Consider the following 23108-nt stretch of genomic DNA (forward strand, 5'->3'; position numbering starts at 1 on the left):
CGGTCGGGCTCGGCGTTGATGGCATCGATCACGCGAGTGACGATCCGTGGTCGGACAGCGTGGCGATCGTCGGTCTCGTCCGGGACGGCAGCGAGCAGGAATCCATCGGTGAGCGATGCCGCCAGTCCTTGTGCCACATGCGGATTGGCCAGCAGCGCGTCATCGACGGGCTGATCGACAATGCTGGTCAGCAGTCGAAACCAGCTTGCAGCAGCGGGCCTGCTCAAATCGATCTGATCGGGGATCACGGCGTCGGCTCGGCCTGTCACGCGCCACAACTCGCGTTGGACGAAGTCCCGATCGATCTTGACGCCGAGAATCGTGCAGGCACCGGGCCACCGCGTGATATCGGCCGGCGTGTCAGCGGGGTTGACGGTGGCGAAGCCCGGGGCGGACACGACGAGCCGCCCCCTGATCCGGGTCTCGAGTTCGCCATGAAGCGGGATGTTGATGCCGACGGCGCCGGGATGCTCACTGTGAACGGCAACATCAGCGCCCCAATTGATTCGGACAATGTGCAGCGGGCCGAGATGCAGGGCCGACACCCCGGGCGACGCGGCAGGGCCGGAAGCGACCAGGGGCATGAGCTCATGCGGAAAATAGGCGTCGGATACGGCATGGGACGCCGCATCCCAATCGGGGTGCCGTATGCCACCCCCGGGGTGCTCGCCGCCTGACTGGGTGCCGGAAAAGCTCTCGCGCAATGTAATCGACCTCGGGTTAACGGATCGCCACGCGACGTGTCCGTGCCTATCTTCTATCACACTCGGTGCAGAACCAGAAGGGAACGCGGACAGGACAGTGCGACGCGAACCCCGGCTCGGCGGGGTACGGGCGACGCCGTCTTCGAACAAAGTTTCGGCATTCCGACGTCGCTCCGCCCGGGGTTGCGATAGTCTGACTGCGTCTGTCGCAATGTGGAGGTGTCGTGTCGAAGGCGAGAACTCGCAGCGGCAACGTTCCGTCTACCGCGACCAGCTTCGTCGGTCGGCGTCAGCAGCGCAAGGAGATCCGCGACCGCCTGGCGAGCGGACGGCTGGTGAGCTTGATCGGGCCGGGCGGAGTCGGCAAGACCCGATTGGCGTTGCAAGTCGCCGACGAGATGAACCACCTTGTCGAAGACGGTGTGTATTTCGTCGAATTGGCGTCCGTCTCGGACGGAGGCGACGTTCCGGCTGCAGTCATTCACACACTGGGAATTGTCGATCAGTCGAATCGTGACGCCACAGCGAAGCTGATCGAATATCTTCGCGATCGCGAGATACTGCTCATCCTCGACAATTGCGAACACGTACTCCCCGGGTCCGTCGCATTGGTCAGCGAAATTCTGCGATATGCGCCGTCGACGCGAATTCTTGTCACTACCCGCACGTCGCTGATGGTGACCGAAGAATTCCTTTATCCAGTGCCTCCACTCACCATTCCCGATGACGCGGCGCCGGTCAGCGTTGAATCCTTGCCGCAATTCGAGTCGATCCGACTACTCCAAGAACGTGCAGAGGCCGCCTCCCCCGGCTTCGTCCTCGACGAGCACAATGCTGCCGCAGCGGCGCGTTTGTGTATTCAGCTGGAGGGAATTCCGCTCGCAATCGAGCTCGCGGTCGCCCGAATGCGCATTCTTTCGCTCGACCAGATCCTGGAACGACTGCCGGACCGATTCGGATTGCTCACAATGGGAAGTCGATCGGCCGCACCGCGCCAACAGACCCTCCGATCGCTCGTCGATTGGAGTTTTGCACTCTGCACGGAACCGGAACGTCATCTGTGGGCACGCCTCTCCGTTTTCGCAGGCAGTTTCGACCTGACGTCGGCCGAAGGCGTGTGCGGCGACGGAAACGCCGAGGGCGGCCACCCGAAGACAACCACGCTCGATCTTCTGAGTTCCCTGGTGAATCAGTCCGTCCTCGGCGTCGAGGACCAAGAATCGACGATGCGCTTCCGGATGCTGGAAACCATCCGGGCGTACGGCGCAGAGATACTCGCGCTGACGGGAGACTCCGAGAGATTCCGCAGCCGCCACCGTCAGTACTTTCTCGACGTGGTCACAGACCTGGAACGTTCCTGGTGCGGGCCCGGCCAAGCCGCCTCGGCCAAGTGGATGCGCGTCGAGCGGGAAAATCTCCGAGCCGCGCTGGACACCGCCGCCCCGGGCGACAACTATCAACTCGAGTTGATCGCCGGACTGCGATACCGCTGGTACGCCGATGGATACATTGCCGAGGGTCGCAGGTGGGCGGATGAAGCGCTCGACGCACCCGACGGTGACCGGGCGCCCACGCCGGCCCGGGCAAAAGCGCTCTGGGTCGCTGCCAGGGTGTGCCTTCTCCAAGGCGACCACGAGGCGGCCGCACTGCGCCTCGACGAATGCGAAGCAGCGGCGACTCAGCTTCACCTTGCTGATGCGGCTGCCCACTGCCTCGGGCTGCGGGGACTCGCCGCACAGCTTCGCGGCGACCTTGCCGAGGCCGAGAGCTATCTCGAGCTCGCGCTGCGAGAGTTGGCCGACGTCGGCGAGACCGCCGAATGGCTGATGGCGTCGTTCGAGTACGCCGTCGCACTTTCCCTCGACGGTCGCAGCGCGGAGGCATCGGCCGTCAGCACGTCGGCGCTGGCCGTATGCCGGCAGCGCGGTGAACGATGGGCGCGCTCGTACCTGAAGTGGAGCCAAGGCCTCGACCACTGGCTGCAAGGCGACTTCACGGCGGCACATGCGACCGCGCTCGACGCGCTTCGTGATCACCGCGTCTTCGATCCGTCCCTGGGCACCGCCCTGATGACCGAGCTTCTGGCCTGGATAGCGGGATCAACCGGTCAGTTCGAGCACGCGGCACAACTGATCGGGGCCTCTCGAAGCCTGTGGCGACGCACCGGTACGGAATTGGTGGCATTCGGGCCGAAACTCACGGGCTATCACTCCGCCTGCCGCGGTCTGCTCGAGCAGGCCATGGCACCCCGGGCGCTGTCGACAGCTCTACAGGCCGGCTCAAAGCGGTCCCCGACGGGAATCATCGCCTATGCATTGGCGGAACAGGTCGTCGATTCGATTCCCGAGGATGAACCACCCGCGCTCACCAGTCGGCAGCAAGAGATCGCAGCCTTGATAGCGAAAGGGCTGACCAGCCCACAGATCGCGGCGGCTCTGGTGATCTCCGTGCGCACCGTGGAGAGCCACATCGAGAACATCATGACGCGCCTCGGGTTCGTCTCACGCAGCCAGATCGCCTCGTGGTACATCGGACAGTCCCGCTGACCGGACCACGAACTCGCAGGTCAGAACCGCTTCGCCGCGTTTGCTACTGAACGCACCCGGTACGCACATCCGCAACTTCCGTACCCCCTACCGTGATCTGCCCCATGTGCGTGATCGCACGGTGCGGCAGATTACGACGGGCCACACGTTGTGACCTATCCCATGCGAATAGCCCGACAGTGCGGCCGATCACAACGGGTCAATCGACCACGCGCGAGTCCAACGCGTCGCCGACGTGGCTCGGTGCAACACAGTCCACGCCGGGGCATCCGGCCGAAATTCGAAGGAGTCCCCATGGCATCGCAGTTCGAGGCCCGACACTCCGGCCAGCAGCCTCGGCGAGCGGACACCGAGAATCAGGCACGCGAGGACCTCGCGATGGAAATCAAGGCCAAGACGCCGATCACCGACACCGTCACGCAACTGACCCTCGTCCGCGCCGACGGTCGAGACCTCCCCGACTGGACGCCGGGTTCACACATCGACGTCGTACTCGGACCGGACATGGTCCGGCAGTACTCCCTGTGCGGGGAACCCAGCGACCGTCGTTCGTGGCAGGTGAGCGTCCTGTACCAACCCGACGGCCGAGGCGGCTCCACACGCCTCCATCACGAGTTGCGCGAAGGCGAAAGCATCACCGTCCGTGGGCCACGCAACAACTTTCGCCTCGTCGAYGCACCCCGGTATCTGTTCATTGCCGGAGGAATCGGAATCACCCCGTTCCTCCCCATGATCACGTCGGTCGATCGAGCAGGAGCCGAATGGTCCTTGATCTATGGAGGCCGCAGTCGACGCAACATGGCGTTCGCAGACGACCTGACACAGGCTCACCACGACCGCGTGACCTTGGTTCCGGCAGACATCCACGGGCGCATCGATCTCGCTCRCATCCTCGCCGGTGTCACTCCCGATACCGCGGTATACGTGTGCGGACCGGAGAGTCTGCTGTGTGCTGTGGAGGCGATGGGCGCCGAGCTCGACAATATCGGCGACATTCACCTGGAGCGGTTCACTCCGAAGACTCCAACGGACGCGCCCGTCCTCGATGAATTCGAAGTCGAATTCGTGCGGAGCGGTATCACCGTCTCGGTCGGATCGGATCAATCAATTCTCGACGTCGCACGGTCCGCCGGGATACCCGCACCATTCTCCTGCTCCGAGGGAACGTGCGGGACCTGCGAAACAAATATCGTGTCGGGCCTGGCCGACCATCGTGATTCAGTTCTCAGCCCTGCAGAGCAGGAAGAAAACAGCACCTTGATGATCTGCATCAGTAGGGCCGCGTGTCCAAAGATAAAACTCGACCTCTGACAGCCCACCGAAGAGAGGAAAACAATGACTGGATGCCCGGTCGCTCATACCGCCGCTGGATTCTCGTTCTTCGACCGCGAATATCAGGAGAATCCGGGAGCCTCGCTGGCGTGGGCTCGCGAGAGCCAACCGGTGTTCTACAACGACGACTCGGACTACTGGGTCGTCACGCGGCACGAAGACGTGAAATCGGTCTTCAGCCAATTCAATCAGTTCTCTGCGGCCATCACCCTGACGCCGGTCACCCCTCCCTCCGAGGAGGCGGGCGCGCAGCTCGGCAAGTACAACTTCGCGCCCTGCCCCGTCCTCGCGGATTCCGACCCGCCCATGCATCGGCAGTACCGCCGGCTGAACGCTCCGGCATTCATGCCCGACCGGATCGACCCTCTTACTCCCTACATTCGGGACACGACGAACGCCTACATCGATCAATTCGTCGATCGGGGTCATGCCGATCTTGTCGCCGATATGCTCTGGGACATACCCTGTTTGGTCGCTCTGCAGTTCTTGGGGATTCCCGAGGAGGACGTCGACACCGTACGCAAGCTGGCCACGTCCATGACCGAATTCGTGTGGGGACGGCCTACTCCCGAGGAGCAGATCCGTGCCGCCGACGGATTGGGCCAGTTCTGGGAGATGGGTGAGCGCGTCATCGGGAAGCTCAAGGAACTCGACGATCCACCGGGGTGGTTGGGCCACGCGATCACGATGCAGCGCGAGCACCCGGACGTCATCTCCGATACGTGGCTGCAGACGAACGTCATGGGCGGCGCGATGGCGGCCCACGAGACCACGACCAATGCCACCGCGAACGCGGTCGTCACTCTGTTGAGGAACCGCGACCAGTGGGATCGCCTGTGTGCGGACCCATCTCTGATCCCCGCGGCGGTCGAGGAGTGCCTGCGACTCAACCCGTCGGTGGCCGCCTGGCGCCGAGTCGCGAAGCAAGACGTGCAGGTCGGCGACGTGACGATTCCCGCGGGAGGAAAGATCCTCATGGTGATCGCGTCGGCGAACCAGGACGGCTCCGTGTTCGACGATCCCGAACGATTCGACATCGACCGAGACGCCAAAGCACACATCGCATTCGGCGCGGGAACGCACATGTGCCTGGGTAACCATCTCGCCCGGCTGGAGATGGTCATCTATCTGGAGGAACTGACGCGACGCCTGCCCCACATGACTCTCGACCACCAGGAGTTCCACTACGTTCCGAACACCTCGTTTCGGGGCCCGGAGTCGCTGCACGTCAGTTGGGACGTCGAGAAGAACCCGATCCTCACCTGAGCGGCGCCTCGCGCGCCGAGCGCTCTCGAGTACTCCCGAACGCTACGAACGGAGAAAGCACGCATGACCACCAACTCCATCGACTTCTCTGATACCAGGACCTGGCCGCCACTGGACGGACTCGCGCCAGGATTCGACGGCAACAAAGCCGTCAGGTCGAGCAGTGTGGCCGGCCGCGACATCGTGTTCACCAACTCCCACGGCAGCCGGGTGTCGCATCGTTTCGGCACGGCCACCGTCGAATGGAGCTACGAGCCCGGGCCCGGCGACCCGCACCCAGTCATCTCCGGAACGGACGACTACGAGGCCTTCGACGTCGCAGAAGGGTTGGTGTACACACAATTCCATCATCGTGACGACGTGCCGAATACAGCAGTCAGCCTCGTCCTCGACTTCGACCACGGACGCAGCCTGGCCATCGTGAGCACGATCGGAGATCCGGCCGAAGGCCGGACCCGGGTGCAGCACAACTTCCTGCAGGGCCGCATCGAGGGACTGGAGACGCGCGGACCCGAGCCGGCACCCACGACCGCACTCCTGGGTCGGCGAGTGCTGTGGACCTACAGCGACGATCACAGCTACGAGCACGTCTACCTCGGACCGCACTCGTACACGTGGCACTGCCTGGCCGGGCCCGCGGCCGGCCTTGCGGACACCGACGAGTGCACGACCTATCAACTACGCCCTGGAATCTACGTCTTTGCCTCGCGGGAAAAGGTGACCCCCTGCGCGTCGGTCACCATTGCCGATCACCGCGACATCACGTCTCTGCGATCGTACGGAGCCCTCTTCGGACTGGACGAGACAGGTGAACTGCCGACGCACTTCACCTTCGGCGCAGTAGGCGAGCTACTCAGTCACACCGTACGAAACACTCACTCCTGAAAGGACACGCCCATGTTGGCAAAAGGAAACGTCAAGGTCACCGACCTGCTCTGCGCCACCCCGCCCGCCATTCCCGAGGGTTCGCACGCGATGACACAACTCGTCGAACTCCCACCCGCCGACCCCGGACTCGCGCCGCATCGCCACTCCGGACCGGTGTTCGGTTACGTACTGGAGGGCAGCATCTTCTTCGAGTTGGAAGGCGAAGAACCCAGGCTGATTGCTGCGGGCGAGGCATTCTGGGAACCCGGCGGTGACGTCGTGCACTACCAGGTCTCCAATCCCGATCCACAGGCCTGGAGCCGGTTCGTCGCCGTGTGCATCTGCGCTCCCGACGTGGACATGATCACCATGCTCGAACCGGAAGAGATCATTGCCCGCGATCATCTGCGCCACCCCAGCGCACGTCAACACCAGGGCTGAGCGCGGCTGCGACCCCACGTCGCGCAATCGAAACGAAATGAGGATTCATGTCAATACTGTCGCGACGGGCGGTGGCCGACATCATTGCCCGCCGGTTCGCCGCCAAGATCAACTCTGCGATCCACCCCGCCGGCGAACCCCGGTTCCCTGAAATCACCATTCGCACAACTGACGTCAGCATCGAGACGCGCCACGGTCCGGTCGCTGCGACCATTTATCCCCCGCAGTCGCCGACAGGCAACCCCGGGGTTTATGTGAATGCTCACGGTGGCGGCTTCGTGGTGGGACACCGCGAACAGGACGACGCCTGGTGCCGCTTCCTTGCCGCCCACGCCAATGTCTATGTGCTCAACACGGATTACGCGTTGGCGCCGCACAAGCGGTTTCCCACGCCCGCCGAGCAGTTCTACGACGTAGTTCAGTGGGCATCAGCGCCGGAACGTGACTGGGACGGCACGCGGTTGTGCGTCGGCGGCCAGAGCGCAGGAGGCAATCTGTCAGCAGCCGTGTCGCGGATGTCGCTGGAAAACGACGGCCCCGCCATCTCGTTGCAGATTCTGCACTACCCGCCGCTCGACATCGTGACGCCTCCCTCCCACAAGCCGTCACCGCTGGGCTCGAAAGCCGTCCTGCAGCCCTGGTTGTGTGAGGTGTTCGACACCGCCTACACGCCCGATCGCGCGCAGCGTAGCCACCGGTTCGTCTCGCCGGCATGGGGAGACAACGCCAACGGCATCGCAGGTATCGCACCGGCATTGGTCATAACCGCAGAGTTCGACCGACTGCGCAATGAAGCCAAGCGATACGCGGACAAGCTCGAGGCGGTCGGCGCGCTCGCCGAATACGTCGAGGTGCGCGGTGTCGACCACGGTTACGACATCATGACCGACGAGACCGAGATAACACGGCGGATGTACGAGGTGATCGTCGCTCACGTCAACCGGGCGATCGACTGAAACATTCTGTCCCACAACCGTTCGACAACCTACCCAAAAGGAACATCATGAGCAGCGTAAATATCGGCAAGCAGCACCCGACCGTCTACAAGGGCCTGGTGAAGCTCGACGCGGAAGTGAAGTCCGCTCTGGACCTGGCGGGCGTGGATCCGCTCCTGGTGGAGTTGGTGAAGATCCGCGTCTCCCAGCTGAACGGCTGCGCCTTCTGCCTTCGCATGCACACCCGCGACTCTCTGGCCAAGGGAGAGAAGGCAGATCGGCTCGCGGTTGTCGCGGCGTGGTGGGAGGCGCAGTACTTCAGCGACCAGGAGCGTGCCGCGTTCGCCCTCGCCGAACAGGTCACCGGTCTCGCCGTTCCGGAACGGCGCACCTGGGACGACGGCTCCCTCACAGAGGACCAGGTGTCCGCGATCACCTGGCTCGCGATCGTGATGAACGCCTGGAACCGGGTTGCCATCACCAGCCACTACCCAGTGGCGCCGTAGAGCGTGCATTCTGCCGGTCGCTGAGTGTGACGATGTTCGATATCCCAGTCGCGTACGCGGCGATGTTCGTCGGAGCGGTCGGGGCCCTCGTCCCGATGTGGCGGGCGCACGGAACGGACTGCCGGGTACGGATCGGGCACGGTGCAATGGCGGTGTCCATGGTCGCGATGATGATCCCCGGGGTGCCGACGGGGATTCACCTGCTCGGGGGTGCCGTCCTCATCGCGCTCGCCGTGTTCGTCACCGGCGAGACCATGCACCGCCGGACCGCGATTCCCTGCGCGGTCGATCTCACGGCGATGGGGGTCCTGCTGCTCCTGGCCCCGACGTCCGCTCCCGCCCCGGCGGCGTCGGCGTCGGCGCCGGGGCCGGGGCCGGGGCAGGCACCCTCCGGCCACCATCACGGTGGCGCAGGAATCTCGACGGGCTGGCTTCCCCTCGTCGTGCTCGTGTGCTGGGCGCTGCTGACCCTGCACCTCTTCCGCTCCACCCCGCGCCGCGAGCGCCGTTCCGGCGTCAAGACCGCGGCGGCGGGTTCCGCACTGATGATCCTGGGCATGGCTCCGATGGCCGTCTGACACCACAGAGGGGTCCCGAGCAGAGTCCTCGCCCACTTCGCAAAGTCGTTCAGAGAAAAGAGTTTCCGTGCCCCTCGTGTCCGAACCCACCGCATCGCAGAAGGTCGAGCTGACCGACGAGGAGATTTTCGCCGGCCATCTCGGCGGCAAGCTCTCCGTCGAGCTGACGACCCCGCTGGACAACCAGCGGGATCTGTCCATCGCCTACACCCCGGGGGTCGCGCAGGTCTCCCGCGCCATCGCCGCCGACGAGACCCTCGCCGACCGCTACACCTGGACCAGYCGCCTGGTGGTCGTCGTCWGYGACGGTTCCGCGGTCCTCGGTCTCGGGGATATCGGCCCGCGTGCCTCYCTTCCGGTGATGGAGGGCAAGTCGGCCCTGTTCAAGAACTTCGCGGGCSTGAACTCGATCCCGCTGGTCCTCGACACCCAGGAYCCCGACGAGATCGTCGAGACCCTGATCCGGCTGCGCCCGAGCTTCGGTGCCGTSAAYYTSGAGGACATCTCCGCGCCGCGTTGCTTCGAGATCGAACAGCGCGTCATCGAGGCGCTGGACTGCCCGGTCATGCACGACGACCAGCACGGCACCGCCATCGTCGTCCTCGCTGCGYTGAAGGGTGCGGTCAAGGTCCAGGACCGGGACATCCGTGGGTTGCGCGTGGTGATCTCCGGTGCCGGCGCCGCCGGTGTGGCGTGCGCGAACATCCTGCTCGCCGCCGGGATCGCGGACGTGACGGTGCTGGACTCGAAGGGCATCGTCTCCGTGGATCGTCAGGATTTGAACGCGGTGAAGGTGGATCTGGCCGCGCGCACCAACCCGGCCGCCCGCCGCGGTGGCGTCGCCCAGGCCCTCGACGGCGCGGACGTGTTCCTCGGTGTCTCCGCGGGCACCGTGCCGGAGGAGCTCATCGCGACGATGGCGGAGAACTCCATCGTGTTCGCGCTGTCGAACCCGGACCCGGAGATCTACCCCGACGTCGCCCGCAAGCATGCGGCGATCGTCGCCACCGGGCGCTCGGATTTCCCGAACCAGATCAACAATGTGCTCGCCTTCCCCGGTGTGTTCAAGGGCGCCCTGGATGCCGGCGCCCGCCGGATCACCGAGGGCATGAAACTCGCCGCCGCCGAGGCGATCCTCTCGGTCGTCGGTGACGAGCTGGCTGTGGACAAGATCGTTCCCAGCCCGCTCGATCCTCGCGTCGCCCCCGCTGTCGCGGAGGCAGTCGCCGCCGCTGCGCGGGCGGACCGCGTCACCGCATGGCACTGACGACTGTCCCGATATGTCACGATCGACCGACAGTGGATCCGACCCGCTGGCGCGAATCAGCCAGCTGCACTTCGGTGGGCGACTATTTCTTCTTCGCTCCGGAGAGCGAAACAGACCACGCCCGCTATCTCCGAGAGGACATCGCCCGCGGCATCTGCGGAGGCTGCGTCGCCCGCAACCACTGCCGCCGGTACTCGCTCGAGACCGCACAGCCGTACGGAGTGTGGGGAGGCTTGACCGAATGGGAACGCAAAGAGATTCTCGAGCGATGCAGCGCATCGTGACGAGGGAGACCGGACCAGGTGACGCGCGTGAACGCCACATCGGCAGGCGCGTCACCCGCCGGCGCGCGGGCTCAGACTCAGATTCCCGCCGCCGAGACGAGCTCCCGAATCTCGAGAGCTTTGTCCAGCATCTGACGTGTGTTCCGCCACCAGTCCTGCAGGTGCAGGTCGAGGATCAACTCGTCTGCGCCCGCACTTGCCACGGAGGCGATGTCGTCGAGAATCTGCGCGGTTGTGCCCGAAAAGCCGATCCGATCGTCGTCGAGCGGAGTCTCGGAGAACGCGACGTTCCCCACCACGATCATTTCCATCTCGGACGGGTCCCGCCCTGCCGTGGCCGCGGACTGGCGGATCAGGTCCCACGCCGTGCGAAGCTTCTCAGCACCGGCAGCGCCGGGGGTCGGGAAAAGCGGCATCCAACCGTCGGAACGTCGGGCAATCCGTTCCAGCACACGCGCATTGGGACCTCCGGCGGCGCTGACATCGACATCGCCGGCCAAGATGACCGGAATCGGCGAAGCCGGCTTCGGCAGGACGTAGGCGTTGTCGATGAGCGTGTGGGGCCCGCGATAGTTCACTGGATCCGGACCCCAGGCTGCGTCGAAGACGTCGAGGGTCTCGTCGAGCAGTCGGCCGCGCTCGGACTTGGCCATGCCGACCGCCTCGAACTCGTCTACCGCCCAGCCTGTTCCCAACCCCGCAACCACACGCCCGCCGCTGATCTGGTCGAGGGTCGCGAATCTCTTCGCGAGTTGGAGAGGCTGATGAAGGCCGGCAACAATCACACTGGTGCCCAGTCGGACTCGCTCGGTCACCACCGCTGCCGCAGCGAGGACGGTCAGCGGGTCAGCCGCTTGCCGATACGCGGACGGCCACGGCGCGCCCGGAGTGAAAGAATCGCGGGGCGCCACCGGAAACAACAGTCTCTCCCAGGCCCAGACACTGTCGAACCCGGCACGTTCGGCAGCGCCGGCAACTTCCGTGACGTCGTGACGCAAATCAGTACCTACCCGCTGGGGCAGTCGAAGTCCAAGTCTCATGAGTCCAGAATGAACTATCGTCTTCCTGGTACCAGGAGTGAATTTATCCTGGTATTCGCGCCACCCGGATCGTCGTCCTCCCAGGTTCGGCTTCCATGAAGAATGTGAACGCACGTCCTGAAGTCCGTGCCCGTCGCGGCGAGTTCGGCGCTTTCCTGAAGAGTCGCCGCGCCCGCATCACGCCGGAGCAGGTCGGGCTGCCCACCGGAGGGCGCCGCCGGACCCCGGGACTGCGACGCGAGGAGATCGCCCAACTCGCCGGCGTCGGAGTGACGTGGTACACGTGGCTCGAACAGGGTCGCGACATCAAGGCATCCGAGCACGTGCTCGCGGCGATCTCGCGGACTCTACGGCTGAATCTGCACGAGCACGCCCACCTGTTGACGCTGGCCGGCGTGACAGAACCGCCGAGCGCTACGGAGTGCAATGCCGTTACGCCGTCGATGAAGACAATGATGGCCAAGCTCGACCCGTATCCGGTGATAGTGAGCAATGCGCGCTGCGACGTCCTTGCATATAACCGGGGCTACTGTTGGCTGATGGGCGACCTCGACGCTATTCCTTCCGGCGAGCGCAATCTTGTCGTCCAAAATCTGCTGAACCCTGAGTGGCGGGCGCGCACCGTCGGCTGGGCGGAGCACGTGCCCCGTATTGTGGCGGGCTTCCGCGCCGCGCGGGCGGAGCACCTCGGCGAGCCGGCGTGGGAATCCCTGGTGAAGCGACTGTCTGCCGAATCGCCCCTGTTCGAGCAGCTGTGGAATCGATGCGACGTGACCCGCGAACCCGTCACAACTCGGCGCTTCGAGCACCCCATTGCGGGGCCGCTGAAGTTCCACGTGACCCACCTGAACGCCGGCGTTCATTCGGAKATCACGATGTCCACCTTCACACCAGCCGACGAGATCACGGCATCGAGGCTGCCGACCGCGCCCGGCCCGCGATGATTTTGCGGTCGTGGCGGTGTCAGTATTCGTATGAGAACACTGGCGATCACCCAGAACATCACCCTCGACGGCTCGATCGAGATGCTCGGCGACTGGTTCGACCCATCGGACCAGGATCCGCAGTTGCTGGAGGCGACCAACCGGCAGTCCGAGCGCGCGGACGCCATGTTGCTGGGTCGGCAGACGTTCGAGGACTTCCGCAATTACTGGCCCCGACAAACCGACGACCAGACCGGGATCACCGATGAGCTGAACCAGATTCAGAAGTACGTCGTCTCCTCCACGATGTCCGACCCCGAATGGGGGAACTCGACCGTGCTCACGGGCRATTGGATCGCCCAGGTGCGGGTCCTGAAGGGTCAGGAGGGCCGCGACATCGTCGTCACGGGCAGTATCACGCTGACCCACGCCCTGATCGAGTCCGGCCTGGTCGACGAGTACCGGCTGTTCGTGTACCCGGTAGTCTAGGGTCGGGGACGAAGGCTGTTCCCCGACGGCTACGAGACGCCGAGGCTGCAGTTAGTAGAGGCCCGCGGCTTCCAGAACGGCGTCTCTTTGCTGCACTACACCGTCTGAGGCCGCACCTACCGCTCCGCGTCAGCAGGAGCTGTGAGCGTGGTGGTGGTCGTCGGTGTCGGTCTCTTCGTCCGCGTCGGCAGCTCTGGTGGTGGCGGCAGCAAAAAAGTGGTGGTCGGCTCCGACGAGYGTGTCACGGGGAGTACCTCGAACGTCGTCTGCACCACCATCGACGGGATCGGCACGCACCGCAGCCCGGCCACCTGGAAACCGCGACTGCCGCGGTTCGGCACCGTCGCGCGGAAGTCCGCGACGCTGCCGACCTGACGGGTCTCGCCCAGGACACGATCTCCGAACTCCACCGACCACGGCCCGCCACACGTCGGAAGATTTGTCGCGTGGTACTGGATGCGGTCGCCCGGCTGCCCGCTCGGCGGAGTGACGAAGAGGACCGGTCCAGCGGGATCAAGCATGCGCGTCGCTTCCCGGTCGGGTTCGCTCGACGCGCCGCCGCCGGTATGGACTGCGAGCAGGACAGCAACGGACCCGACGAATGCCGTCGCCGCCAACCAGGGTGTCTGTCGCACCGGTCTCACCTCGCACACTCAATTATGCGGCTTCGCCGCCCACTGCAGGCCGGTCTCGTCGTCGTACAGCGTGGGCGACGGGTACCAGTCGGGGTTTGGGGCGGCACGTCCGGTTACGCGGCGGTACTGCGCCGACCACCGGTCGGCAACACCGAAGGCGAAGGCGTAGGGGACGGCGGCGAGGAAGCACTCACGGACCGCGGCGGACCCGATCGTCTTCGACCGACCCGACAGCACGCGTTCGAACCCAGCGGCGGCCGCCGATACTTGCCGCCCCGTCGGCGTGTGCCGAAGGCCCGTTCCCGCCGCGAACACGCCGAGGGAGCCGGCGACGAACGCGACGAACGGAGCCCCAAGAAGCGTGGGACCGAGTGCGCCGAGGAATCCGAGCGCGGCGAGAAGCGTGCACAGGCATGCCATTGCCCGCCCGATCCACGGCCTGATCGAGGGTACGAGCAGATCATCCTGCGCCGCCCACGACCGGCATGCGTCGGACATCGCGCGCATGCCCTCTCTTACCGCGTAGCCGGATGGCGGCGAGCCATCGGCGACGAATACCGCACCCGTCGAACGGATTCCGAGGGAATCGGCCAACACCCGGGAAATGGGGTCGATCTGCCTCCACCGTTGAGGGGTGCCGATCCCCTCGATCTGCCACAGACCGTCGTCGACCAACGTGAGCCGGACTGCCGACTGCTCGGCCAGGTGGAGCAGTGTCGCCGTCGGCGCGCTGTCGCCGATCCACTTCCGCACGACGTATTCGGTCTGCGCAGGCCCGAGACCGGGAACGGGTCCGTACCGCACCGGCGCCTCGGGAAGCTCCTCGCGGGCACTTCGCGACCACCGACGTCCCGCGCCCCACGCGACGACCGACATCCCCACGGCGACCCCAGCGAGCACGAACGAGTCGCCGACGATCGCGGCGAGTCCACGCGCATTCGACGTCGGCCCCCACACCAGGGGCAACAGCAGTCCTGTACAGGCCGAGGCACCGAGGAGTACGGCACCGGCAACGCGCATCCTCGCCGCATCCGCAGCGCGACCCTGCGCCGCGCTGCGGCCCTCCCCGCCGGAATCGGGCTGGTTTTCATCGCCGTTGTCGTACATTCGCTGACCTCGCTGCCGGGGATATTCGCTGATATCGCAATCCTCGGCACACTCACCCCCGGCAACCAGATGACACAGGGACTACCAACCTCACCTCGAGGTGCACGAATCCTCACCCCATCGGGGACGACGCTCCCGCGCACGGTGTGTTGCGCCGACACCTCCGTCCGGTCGGTGGCGGCGAACGCGATTTACCAGTCCGCGATCACCGGGACGACGCGGTCGCCCAGGATCTCGAGGGGCGTGATCGACGCGACCTGCGGCACCCATCCGTGAACGTGGGTTATGCCGAGCTTCGACAGGTCCTCGAGCTGACCGAGCAAGGTGTCCACATTCTGTCCGTCCGCACCCGGGTCGAGCGGGAACATCACGGTCTTCTCGATGGCGTCGTAGTCGGTACCGAGCGCACTGCAATGTTCCCTCAGCACGTCCAGCTTGTGGGCGACCTCGGGTCCACCGAACAGATTGCAGGCCTGTGCGTACTGCGCGACCATCCGAAGCGTCTTCTTCTCGCCCCCGCCGCCGATGAGGATGGGCGGGTGTGGGCGCCGTAGCGGCTGCGGAACGTTCATGGTGCGGCCGAGCTGGTAGTGCTTTCCCTCGAACGGTCCGTCGTTGTCGCTCCACATCTGCAGGCAGATCTGCAGTGTCTCCTCGAGCCGTTCGAAGCGTTCGGCCGTCGGCGGGAAGTGGAGACCGAGGCCGACACTCTCGTCCTCGTTCCAGGCGGCGCCGATCCCGAGGTACGCGCGACCCTTCGACAGGACGTCGAGCGTGCTCACGGCCTTGGCAAGGAGGCCCGGCTCGCGATAGACCGTGGCCGTGACCCAGGCCAGCAAGTCCACCTTCTCGGTGACGGCAGCGAGGAATCCGAGGGTGGTGTACGCCTCGAGCATCTCGGTGTCGATCGGTCCTACCGGTTCGATCTGCCAGAGATGGTCCATGACGCTGAGCTTGGAGAAACCCGCGCCCTCGGCGGTGACGGCAATGCGGCGCAGGTCGTCCGAGAGGTTCGACGGTCCGGCGGGAAAGGTGAAGTCGGCGATGTGCAGTCCAAGTTCCATAGCTCTCCACGCTAAACCTGTTGCCGCCTGCTACCCAGGGATCGTCAGTACCACCTTGGTCTCACCGACAGTCCGGAATCAGGTCCCTGGACCTCGGATACGCAGCGCCTGCGGGGCGCCGAAAGGTTTCTCCGCACAGGCCACGGAGAAGTGCGGTCCATTCGAGCCTGCCGCCGACCTCGTCCGGCTCGCTCCGGTCGTTCATCAGAAACACCAGCGACGGCCCGCGTTGCTCGCACGTCAATCCCGCGGCTCCGCCTTGGTCGGGATGGCCTGCGCATACTCACAGGTCGGCGACTCGTCGCCACCTCGCGCTGCCATCGGTCTGTGGGGCCGGATCGCCTCGGGCATTTCATATGTACTGGCTCGAAGTTGGACCGTCTCCGGCTCTTGTTCGATCTGATCTCGCACGAGTTCGGGGTCTTTGAGCGCCGCTCGGAAACGTGACTCGTCACGCTCGCCAAGCCAACGTGCAATGACCATCACAGCGACCGCGTTGCCTATCGCATTGGTCAACGAGCGGCCCTCACTCATGATCCGATCGATGCCGACGAGCAGAGCGAGGCCGATGGTAAGTACTGATGGAGGAAAGAACTCGGGACCGAATGCCTGCAGGGACGCAGCGAGCGTGACAAGACCTGCACCGGTTACCCCGGCCGCGCCCTTCGAAGTGAGTATCATCAGCGCCACAAGGGCGAGTTGCGCTCCGAGGGGAAGGTCCACACCGCCGGCTTGCGCGATGAACAGCGCTCCCATTGTCAGGTAGATGCAGCTGCCGTCCAAATTGAACGCATAACCTGTCGGTAGAACCATGCTGACAACCGAGCGACTTGCACCCGCCGCCTCGAGTTTGCCCAAGAGGCGCGGCAGGACAGTCTCAGACGTCGATGTTCCTACGATAATGAGCAGCTCATCCTTGATCATGCGAAGAAACTTGAAGATGCTGAATCCGCTCCCCGCACATACCGCACCGAGTACGACAATCACGAAAAAGAAGCATGTCGACCAGAACGCGACCATCAACAGACCTAGGTTGGCGAGAGTCTTACCGCCGAACTGGGACACGGTATAGGCCATACCCCCGAATGCCGCAATCGGCGCCAGCAGCATCAGTATTCGGATAACTCCGAAGACAACTTTAGACATCAGTTCGACTGCGGCTACGACTCGCAAACGTAGCGGAGTAGCAAGCATCGACGCAGCGAGGGCGAACAAGATTGCCAGAACGATCACCCGGAGCATGTCATTTTCTACGAATGGACCGAAAAGGCTCTTCGGCAATAGCTCGTCCTGAATGAAGCCGAGAACTCCGGTCTTCTCGTTCGCTACCGTGACGTCCTCTTGGGCAGTCTGGAGTGCGCTCGGATCAGCTGCCTGCGTTGGGAAATCGGCGCCAGGGCGAATGACGTTGACCACGATCAGGCCCAGGGAGAGCGCGACGATCGTCATAGCCAGGAAGTAGCCGAGAGCGGTGGCAGCAAGCCTACCTGCCTTGAGCATGTTGCCGATCGAGGCCACCCCGATCACGACGGTGCAAAATACTATGGGCGGCGCTACTACCTTGATGAGTTGGACGAAGCTATCCGCCAGAAAGCGGAGATTCTCCCCGAATCCTGGTGCGACGAGTCCGACGATGATACCGGCGACCAAGGCCACCAGAACCCAGAACCACAGCTGAGTGTAGTACCGACGTCGACGGACGGTAGTGGGCGGTGTCAAGGCCGCCGGTGGAGGCGTGGAGGTGGACATCGATGTCCTTTCTTTCGTTTCTCGGCAAGAACTCCCAGGCGAGGCTGGGCTCAGGGTTTAGCCCTCCTGCGCCGCACGAGACTCGCCATGGGAATTCGTGCCCGAAGGAAAACCAAGTATTATGCGTGGGCATACTGCCAATTTTGACTTCGGAATTTGACCCGACGGTTCAAAATTAGGTGGTAAATTTCGAAACGAAAGCACCACCCGCTGCAGTGATAGGGACCACATTACCTCCGGCGAGCTCGGAAAATAACCCTTAAACGAGTATTCGAAATTGAATATTTGCATTCAAGAATAGATGCGAAATAGCAACTGTCCGACACATCGGGAAGCGATTGGGCTCGATGGTCGCATCTCACGCCCGCATTCGTGCGCGCACAACTGCGAGTCGCACATGTCGAGGGGCCGGGTGTGCACCCCGAGAACCGCGAAGGGCGAACTACCTGGCCCGCAAGCCTCGACGGTGCGTCCGGTGTTTGGCACGCTGCCGGCCGGCACGGATGGCGGAACAAGGTGATCTCAGATTTCGGGCGGATCCCATCTCACATCGAGTTGTCGGTGTCCTCGCTCACGGAGGGCGGCGTCGATGTCTTTCAGCAGCGTGGCTTTGTCCTTGGCGCCTGTAATTCTGCCGATGGGCTCGCCGTCGCGGAAGACGACCATGGTCGGAAGGGACATGACGCGGTAGCTTTTGGCGGAGTTCGGGTTTGCTTCGATGTCCAGCTTCGCGATTGCGACCTTGTCGCTGCCCTCTGCCGCGATTTCGTCGAGGATCGGCGACAGCTTCTTGCACGGCACGCACCATGGCGCCCAGAAGTCCACGAGGATCGGTCGGGTGTTCTTCAGAACGAGTTCGTCGAAGGAGTCATCGGTGATAGTCAGTGCGTGATCGGACATGATCAGTTTCCTCGTCTGTGGTCGGACCGGAATCGGTCGATTCGGGTTTCGTGGGCGCTGCGGATCCGGGGTAGCTGCTGTCGAGCCGGGGATCGGGCCTTATGCCGACCGGGAAGGGTCCAGGTCCGGGACCGAGTCGGTGTTCGTGGATCTCTAACTACTCGCGGCGGCGCCACCGGCGGCGGTGTCGGCGAGGTAGCGTTCGACATCGAGGGCGGCGGTGYAGCCGCTGCCGGCGGCGGTGATCGCTTGCCGGTAGGAGTGGTCGACGAGGTCACCGCACGCGAACACCCCGGTCACCGCGGTGCGCGAGGAGCGTCCTTCGGTCAGTACGTATCCGGCGTCGTCGAGGGGTACCTGACCGTGGACGAGTTCGTGGCGGGGATCGTGACCGATCGCGATGAATACACCGGTGACCCGCAATGTCGATAGCTCGTCGGTGCCGGTGTCGCGTACGACGAGGCCTACCACCTGCTCCTCACCGATCACGTCCTCGGGGACGTTGTTCCAGTGGAACCGAATCTTTGGGGTTCGCGAACGCACGTTCCTGCATGATCTTCGATGCCTTCAGTGTGTCGCGCCGATGCACCACGGTGACACTGGCGGCAAATCGGGTCAGGAACATCGCCTCCTCGAGAGCGGAGTCACCTCCGCCGATGACCGCGATGTGCTGTTCGCGGAAGAAGAAGCCGTCGCAGGTCGCGCACCAGGACACCCCGCGCCCGGACAGGCGTTGTTCGTTGGGCATACCGAGGGCGCGGTAGGCCGATCCCATCGCCAGGATCACCGTCCGTGCTTCGAAGATGTTGTCGCCGATGGTGACCGACTTGATCTCACCGGCAAGGTCGACGCCGGTGACGTCGGTGGTGAGCAGGTCGGCCCCGTAACGTTCCGCTTGTTTGCGAAGGGTGTCCATGAGTTCGGGGCCCTGGATTCCTTCGACGAATCCGGGGAAGTTCTCGACCTCGGTGGTTTGCATGAGAGCGCCGCCGTACTGGGTACCCTCGACGACCAGGGGGTTCAGGTCGGCACGGCCGGTGTAGATGCCGGCGGTGTAGCCGGCCGGGCCGCCGCCGATGATGATGACGTTGCGTAGGGAATCCATGGCTGCTCCAAAGTCAGTGGAATGCGGGCAGACCGGTGATGGCCTGACCGACGATGAGGGTGTGGATCTCGCCGGTGCCTTCGTAGGTGAGGACGGATTCGCGATTGTTCATGTGCCGCATCACCGGGTACTCGAGGGTGATGCCGTTGGCGCCGAGGATGGTGCGGGCGCTACGAGCCACGTCGAGTGCGCTCTGCACGTTGTGGAGCTTGCCGAAGCTGACCTGTTGTGGGTGTAGTTGCCCGGCGTCTTCGAGCCGGCCGAGGTGCAGGGCGAGCATCAGGGAGGTGTTGACCTGGGTCAGCATGTCGACGAGTTTGCGCCGGGTGAGTTGGAATCCAGCGATGGGCCGCCCGAACTGCGTTCGGGTGCTCGCGTAGTCCAGGGCCGCCTCGTAGCAGGCGCGCGCCTCCCCAGACGATGCCGAAGCGGGCCTCGGTCAGACAGGACAGCGGTGCGCTCAACCCGTGCGCGTCGGGAAGCATGGCCTCGCTCGGGAGCCGGCAGTCCTCGAAGACCAGTTCCGAGGTGGTGGAGGCACGCAGGGACATCTTGTGGGTGATGTCGTGGGTGGTGAAGCCCGGGGTGTGGCGGGGTACGAGAAAGCCGCGGACCCCGTCGGGCGTCTTGGCCCACACCTCGGCGACGGCCGCCATGCTGCCGTTGGTGATCCACATCTTGCTGCCGTTGAGGACCCGCTGGCCGTCTTCGAGGCGGGCGGTGGTGCGCATTGCGGAGGGATCGCTCCCGTCGCCCGGTTCGGTGAGGCCGAAGCATCCGATCGCCTTGCCGGCGGCCATCGCCGGCAGCCAGGTCTGCTTCTGCTGCTCGCTGCCGTAGCGCCAGATCGCGAACATCGCCAACGAGCCCTGGACCGACACGAAGCTCCGCAGGCCGCTGTCTGCGGCTTCGAGCTCCAGGCACGCCAGCCCGTAGGCGACCGCGCTGGTGCCGGGGCAGTCGTAGCCCTGCAGGTGCATGCCCAGCAGTCCCAACCGGCCTGCAGCCCTGGGGAAGTCTTCCGGTAGGTAGGCGTTATCGTAGGCGTCCGGGATCCGGCTCAACAGGTCACGGCGAACGTAGTCACGGACCGTGTCGCGGATGAGCCGCTCCTCCTCCGACAGCGAGAAGTCGACATTCAAGAAGTCGTGGGGGTTCGGTGGGCGCCTCTGTCCGGTGTCGGCACGGGCGCCAGAGTGTGCGGTCAACGTCATTGGTTTCTCGGTTCTGGTCGTTTCGATGCAGCGCGGACGTGTCGCGGGTGGGGTTGCGGTCGAGCCTCGGCCAGGATCAAGCAGATGCACCGAGGTCGACATCGATGGGGTGAGGGTTAGCCACCGGTGGCCGGGTGAGATGCCCGCGACGGATCGCATGGACGGACCTGTGCTTGTTCAGGCTGACTCTGACGGAATCCCGGCCACCGATCGCTCATTGGTCGCTGCGTGGGTCGATCACCTCGACCGAGGGTTGCGAGCCGATGCTGTCGTGCAGCACCGAACCCACCACAGCCCGCAACTGGTCGGGGGGCACGATGCATTCCCAGCACGTCTCGTCGCTGCCCACCAGCCGCAGTATCACCTGCGACTCCGTCGCCGCTTCGACGGTCAGGTCCGCACCGTCGGCCTGGAAGCCCTGCCGCAGTCCATCGAGAGCATTTTCAACGTCTTCGCGAATGGTGCTCATGCTCTGCCACCAATCAGAATCGTCGCGACATCGTCCACCAGTGCGATGGCGCGCCGCTCGAGCTCACCGTCGCTGACCGCGGCGATGGGGTGCTCAACCGGCACGAACTGCAGGTCTGGGCGACCGAAGGCACCACGGTGGGCGATCGCAGAGTTCATGAAGACCGTCGTGTGGATCGCAACGGTCGGAATGCCGCGGGCCTCGAGGTCGACAGCGTCGCGCACACAGCCGGACGTACACGAGCCGCACGCACCGACGCCGGTCACGACGAACTCGTAGTCACGGGCGAACTCGTCGAGCTGCGCGGGGTCGGCGGGGCGGGAGTAGACGATCTTGCGCTCCATCGTCAGCGGCCGGACACCGTACTTCTTCTCGAGTAGATCGCCCACATGGCGCAGCAGCGGTCCGGCGTTGCCCTTGGTGTTGTCCAGCAGCACGCCGCGCGCGCCGGCGAGCGCGGCCAGGCGCGGTGCGGCAGCACCGTTGGGCCTGGACTTGGCGGCCTCGGCGGCGTTCACGGTCGGATCAACCAGACCGAGCTTCTCGACCAAATACTTTGTTGCCGAATCTCTTTTGCTGTCATCGATCGCAATAGACATGTGCTGCTGACCTTTCATGCTTCGATCTTGCGGGTAACCGACCGGGTGCCCCAGCCGGGTAGGTAGGCCGAGTGTCGGCCGGGGCCGCCCGTGACGATGATGGTGATGTCATCGACGCGGCGGGTGACGGGCACCCGCGCGTCGAGATCGTCGGCATCGACGAAGCGCGGCCAGGTCGGGTAGTTGCGCACCTTGCGTCCGTGGATACCGCCGGCCCCGATCTCGCGAACGCTGCGGGTGGCGTTCTGAAATAGGAAGTGCTTGATGTCGGCCTTCGTCCAACCTGCCTTGGCGATGATGTGGGCGTGCTCGGGGCACAGCACGACGAAACTCTCACCTTGGATGAAGATGTGGTTCGACCCGAGGTTCGTCATCATGCCCGCGACGGTGGTGAGGATGTCGTATGGGTTGTCGGCGGCCTGATTGTTGATGTTCTGCGGACCCTCGGCGCCGTACAGAGTGACTGCGCTGTCGGTCTTGGACAGTCCCCGGTCGACGTGCAGGGCCGGCCAGGGCGAGTCCTCTTCGTTCTCGCCGATGCAGAACGTGAACTTGCCGGGCTGGCCCAGGGTGGCCTTGTCCGCCTCGCCGGGATGCGATCCGCCGATATTGACCAGCGCGAGTTTCAGGGCGCGCCCCAGCGTCGCGTTGGCCCGCACGCCCTGCCCGAAGCTGTTGGCGCCGGAGTTGATACCCAATTCTTTGCGGATCGGCCCGTGCACGATCAGCAGCGGCGATGCCATGTGGGTCGAGCACTGCATGCCGCCGATGTTCATCGCCGGATCGGTTGCGGCAAGCAGGGCAGCGATCAGCACCGGCATGTGGTCCGGTGTGCACCCTGCCATGATGGCGTTGGCCGCGATCTTTTCGGTCGTCGCTGCGCCGCCCAGAGGAGCGACTTCGGCGATGACTTCGTCGGCGTCGCGTCCGGCACGTTCGACGAATTCCGCGACCCGGCGCGCGGTCGGCGGAATGACGGGCAGACCGTCGGTCCACCCCGCGCTGACAAATGTCTCGAACATATCCAGCGCGTCGGCGGTTATTTCTTCGGTTATCATCCCTTTTCCCTTCACATGAACCATCAACAT

At 64.5% G+C, this 23108-nt stretch carries 21 protein-coding genes and 3 pseudogenes; 12 read left to right on the top strand and 12 right to left on the bottom strand.

The annotated features are described in order from the left end of the window. A partial coding sequence (locus AC1DWT_RS39040; RefSeq protein ID WP_477924720.1) for a cupin domain-containing protein occupies positions 1 to 704 on the bottom strand: 704 nt, incomplete at its 3' end. Positions 705 to 928: 224 nt separating this feature from the next. On the opposite strand from AC1DWT_RS39040, the gene AC1DWT_RS39045 reads away from it, so the two are divergent. The 10 genes from AC1DWT_RS39045 to AC1DWT_RS39090 all read left to right on the top strand — a co-directional run bounded on the left by AC1DWT_RS39045 (position 929) and on the right by AC1DWT_RS39090 (position 10726). Then, entirely contained in the window at positions 929 to 3250 is a 2322-nt protein-coding gene (locus AC1DWT_RS39045) for an ATP-binding protein (protein WP_477924722.1), read from the top strand. A 294-nt stretch (positions 3251 to 3544) separates the two neighbouring features. After that, entirely contained in the window at positions 3545 to 4561 is a 1017-nt protein-coding gene (locus AC1DWT_RS39050) for a PDR/VanB family oxidoreductase (protein ID WP_477924724.1), read from the top strand. A 24-nt stretch (positions 4562 to 4585) separates the two neighbouring features. After that, complete coding sequence (locus tag AC1DWT_RS39055) at positions 4586 to 5848, top strand: cytochrome P450 (RefSeq protein ID WP_387492868.1); 1263 nt, start codon at positions 4586 to 4588, stop codon at positions 5846 to 5848. 63 nt (positions 5849 to 5911) lie between these two features. Beyond that, positions 5912 to 6733, top strand: a complete 822-nt coding sequence (locus AC1DWT_RS39060) for a MoaF C-terminal domain-containing protein (protein ID WP_072944029.1) — start codon at positions 5912 to 5914, stop codon at positions 6731 to 6733. Positions 6734 to 6745: 12 nt separating this feature from the next. Beyond that, on the top strand, positions 6746 to 7156 hold the full coding sequence (locus tag AC1DWT_RS39065; RefSeq protein WP_206012959.1) for a cupin domain-containing protein: 411 nt from the start codon (positions 6746 to 6748) through the stop codon (positions 7154 to 7156). Between the two features lie 47 nt (positions 7157 to 7203). Further along, positions 7204 to 8112: an alpha/beta hydrolase gene (locus tag AC1DWT_RS39070; protein WP_095865895.1), complete on the top strand. Its 909-nt coding sequence runs from the start codon at positions 7204 to 7206 to the stop codon at positions 8110 to 8112. Positions 8113 to 8159: 47 nt separating this feature from the next. Then, complete coding sequence (locus AC1DWT_RS39075; RefSeq protein ID WP_072944023.1) at positions 8160 to 8597, top strand: carboxymuconolactone decarboxylase family protein; 438 nt, start codon at positions 8160 to 8162, stop codon at positions 8595 to 8597. Between the two features lie 32 nt (positions 8598 to 8629). After that, complete coding sequence (locus tag AC1DWT_RS39080; protein WP_477924728.1) at positions 8630 to 9175, top strand: DUF5134 domain-containing protein; 546 nt, start codon at positions 8630 to 8632, stop codon at positions 9173 to 9175. A gap of 67 nt (positions 9176 to 9242) precedes the next feature. Continuing rightward, positions 9243 to 10442 carry an NAD(P)-dependent malic enzyme gene (locus AC1DWT_RS39085; protein WP_477924729.1) on the top strand — a complete coding sequence of 400 codons (1200 nt, stop codon included), beginning with the start codon at positions 9243 to 9245 and terminating at the stop codon, positions 10440 to 10442. 32 nt (positions 10443 to 10474) lie between these two features. Next, the gene (locus AC1DWT_RS39090) at positions 10475 to 10726 is read left to right on the top strand and encodes a WhiB family transcriptional regulator (protein ID WP_241031302.1); all 252 of its coding nucleotides are present in this window, start codon (positions 10475 to 10477) and stop codon (positions 10724 to 10726) included. Positions 10727 to 10803: 77 nt separating this feature from the next. On the opposite strand, the gene AC1DWT_RS39095 is transcribed toward AC1DWT_RS39090, so the two are convergent. Beyond that, entirely contained in the window at positions 10804 to 11766 is a 963-nt protein-coding gene (locus AC1DWT_RS39095) for an LLM class F420-dependent oxidoreductase (protein ID WP_206012965.1), read from the bottom strand. Between the two features lie 95 nt (positions 11767 to 11861). Here AC1DWT_RS39095 and AC1DWT_RS39100 point away from each other — a divergent pair, with 95 nt between their 5' ends. Both AC1DWT_RS39100 and AC1DWT_RS39105 read left to right on the top strand, forming a co-directional pair. After that, the gene (locus AC1DWT_RS39100) at positions 11862 to 12710 is read left to right on the top strand and encodes a helix-turn-helix transcriptional regulator (protein ID WP_477924732.1); all 849 of its coding nucleotides are present in this window, start codon (positions 11862 to 11864) and stop codon (positions 12708 to 12710) included. A 30-nt stretch (positions 12711 to 12740) separates the two neighbouring features. Next, a pseudogene (locus AC1DWT_RS39105) lies at positions 12741 to 13286 on the top strand (dihydrofolate reductase family protein). Between the two features lie 8 nt (positions 13287 to 13294). On the opposite strand, the gene AC1DWT_RS39110 reads toward AC1DWT_RS39105, so the two are convergent. The 10 genes and pseudogenes from AC1DWT_RS39110 to AC1DWT_RS39155 form a co-directional block, all read right to left on the bottom strand. After that, positions 13295 to 13813 carry a hypothetical protein gene (locus tag AC1DWT_RS39110; RefSeq protein ID WP_477924734.1) on the bottom strand — a complete coding sequence of 173 codons (519 nt, stop codon included), beginning with the start codon at positions 13811 to 13813 and terminating at the stop codon, positions 13295 to 13297. 18 nt (positions 13814 to 13831) lie between these two features. Further along, positions 13832 to 14920, bottom strand: a complete 1089-nt coding sequence (locus tag AC1DWT_RS39115; RefSeq protein WP_477924736.1) for a DUF2207 family protein — start codon at positions 14918 to 14920, stop codon at positions 13832 to 13834. A gap of 191 nt (positions 14921 to 15111) precedes the next feature. Beyond that, a complete protein-coding gene (locus tag AC1DWT_RS39120; RefSeq protein ID WP_095865902.1) occupies positions 15112 to 15984 on the bottom strand; it encodes an LLM class F420-dependent oxidoreductase in 873 nt (290 codons plus the stop codon). Between the two features lie 240 nt (positions 15985 to 16224). Then, positions 16225 to 17733 (bottom strand): cation:dicarboxylate symporter family transporter, encoded by a 1509-nt coding sequence (locus AC1DWT_RS39125; protein ID WP_477924737.1) that lies wholly within the window; start codon positions 17731 to 17733, stop codon positions 16225 to 16227. Between the two features lie 522 nt (positions 17734 to 18255). Beyond that, positions 18256 to 18633 carry a thioredoxin gene (trxA, locus tag AC1DWT_RS39130; protein ID WP_477924739.1) on the bottom strand — a complete coding sequence of 126 codons (378 nt, stop codon included), beginning with the start codon at positions 18631 to 18633 and terminating at the stop codon, positions 18256 to 18258. Between the two features lie 153 nt (positions 18634 to 18786). Beyond that, positions 18787 to 19738 (bottom strand): annotated as a pseudogene (trxB, locus tag AC1DWT_RS39135) (thioredoxin-disulfide reductase). 13 nt (positions 19739 to 19751) lie between these two features. Then, positions 19752 to 20952 (bottom strand): annotated as a pseudogene (locus AC1DWT_RS39140) (acyl-CoA dehydrogenase family protein). A 214-nt stretch (positions 20953 to 21166) separates the two neighbouring features. Continuing rightward, complete coding sequence (locus AC1DWT_RS39145) at positions 21167 to 21421, bottom strand: hypothetical protein (protein WP_387492829.1); 255 nt, start codon at positions 21419 to 21421, stop codon at positions 21167 to 21169. Then, positions 21418 to 22020 (bottom strand): UGSC family (seleno)protein, encoded by a 603-nt coding sequence (locus AC1DWT_RS39150; RefSeq protein WP_477924741.1) that lies wholly within the window; start codon positions 22018 to 22020, stop codon positions 21418 to 21420. The genes AC1DWT_RS39145 and AC1DWT_RS39150 overlap by 4 nt, the downstream gene beginning before the upstream one ends. A gap of 14 nt (positions 22021 to 22034) precedes the next feature. After that, complete coding sequence (locus AC1DWT_RS39155; RefSeq protein ID WP_477924742.1) at positions 22035 to 23078, bottom strand: hypothetical protein; 1044 nt, start codon at positions 23076 to 23078, stop codon at positions 22035 to 22037. Positions 23079 to 23108 lie beyond the last annotated feature (30 nt).

The sequence above is a fragment of the Rhodococcus sp. P4_B6 genome, assembly GCF_056402215.1.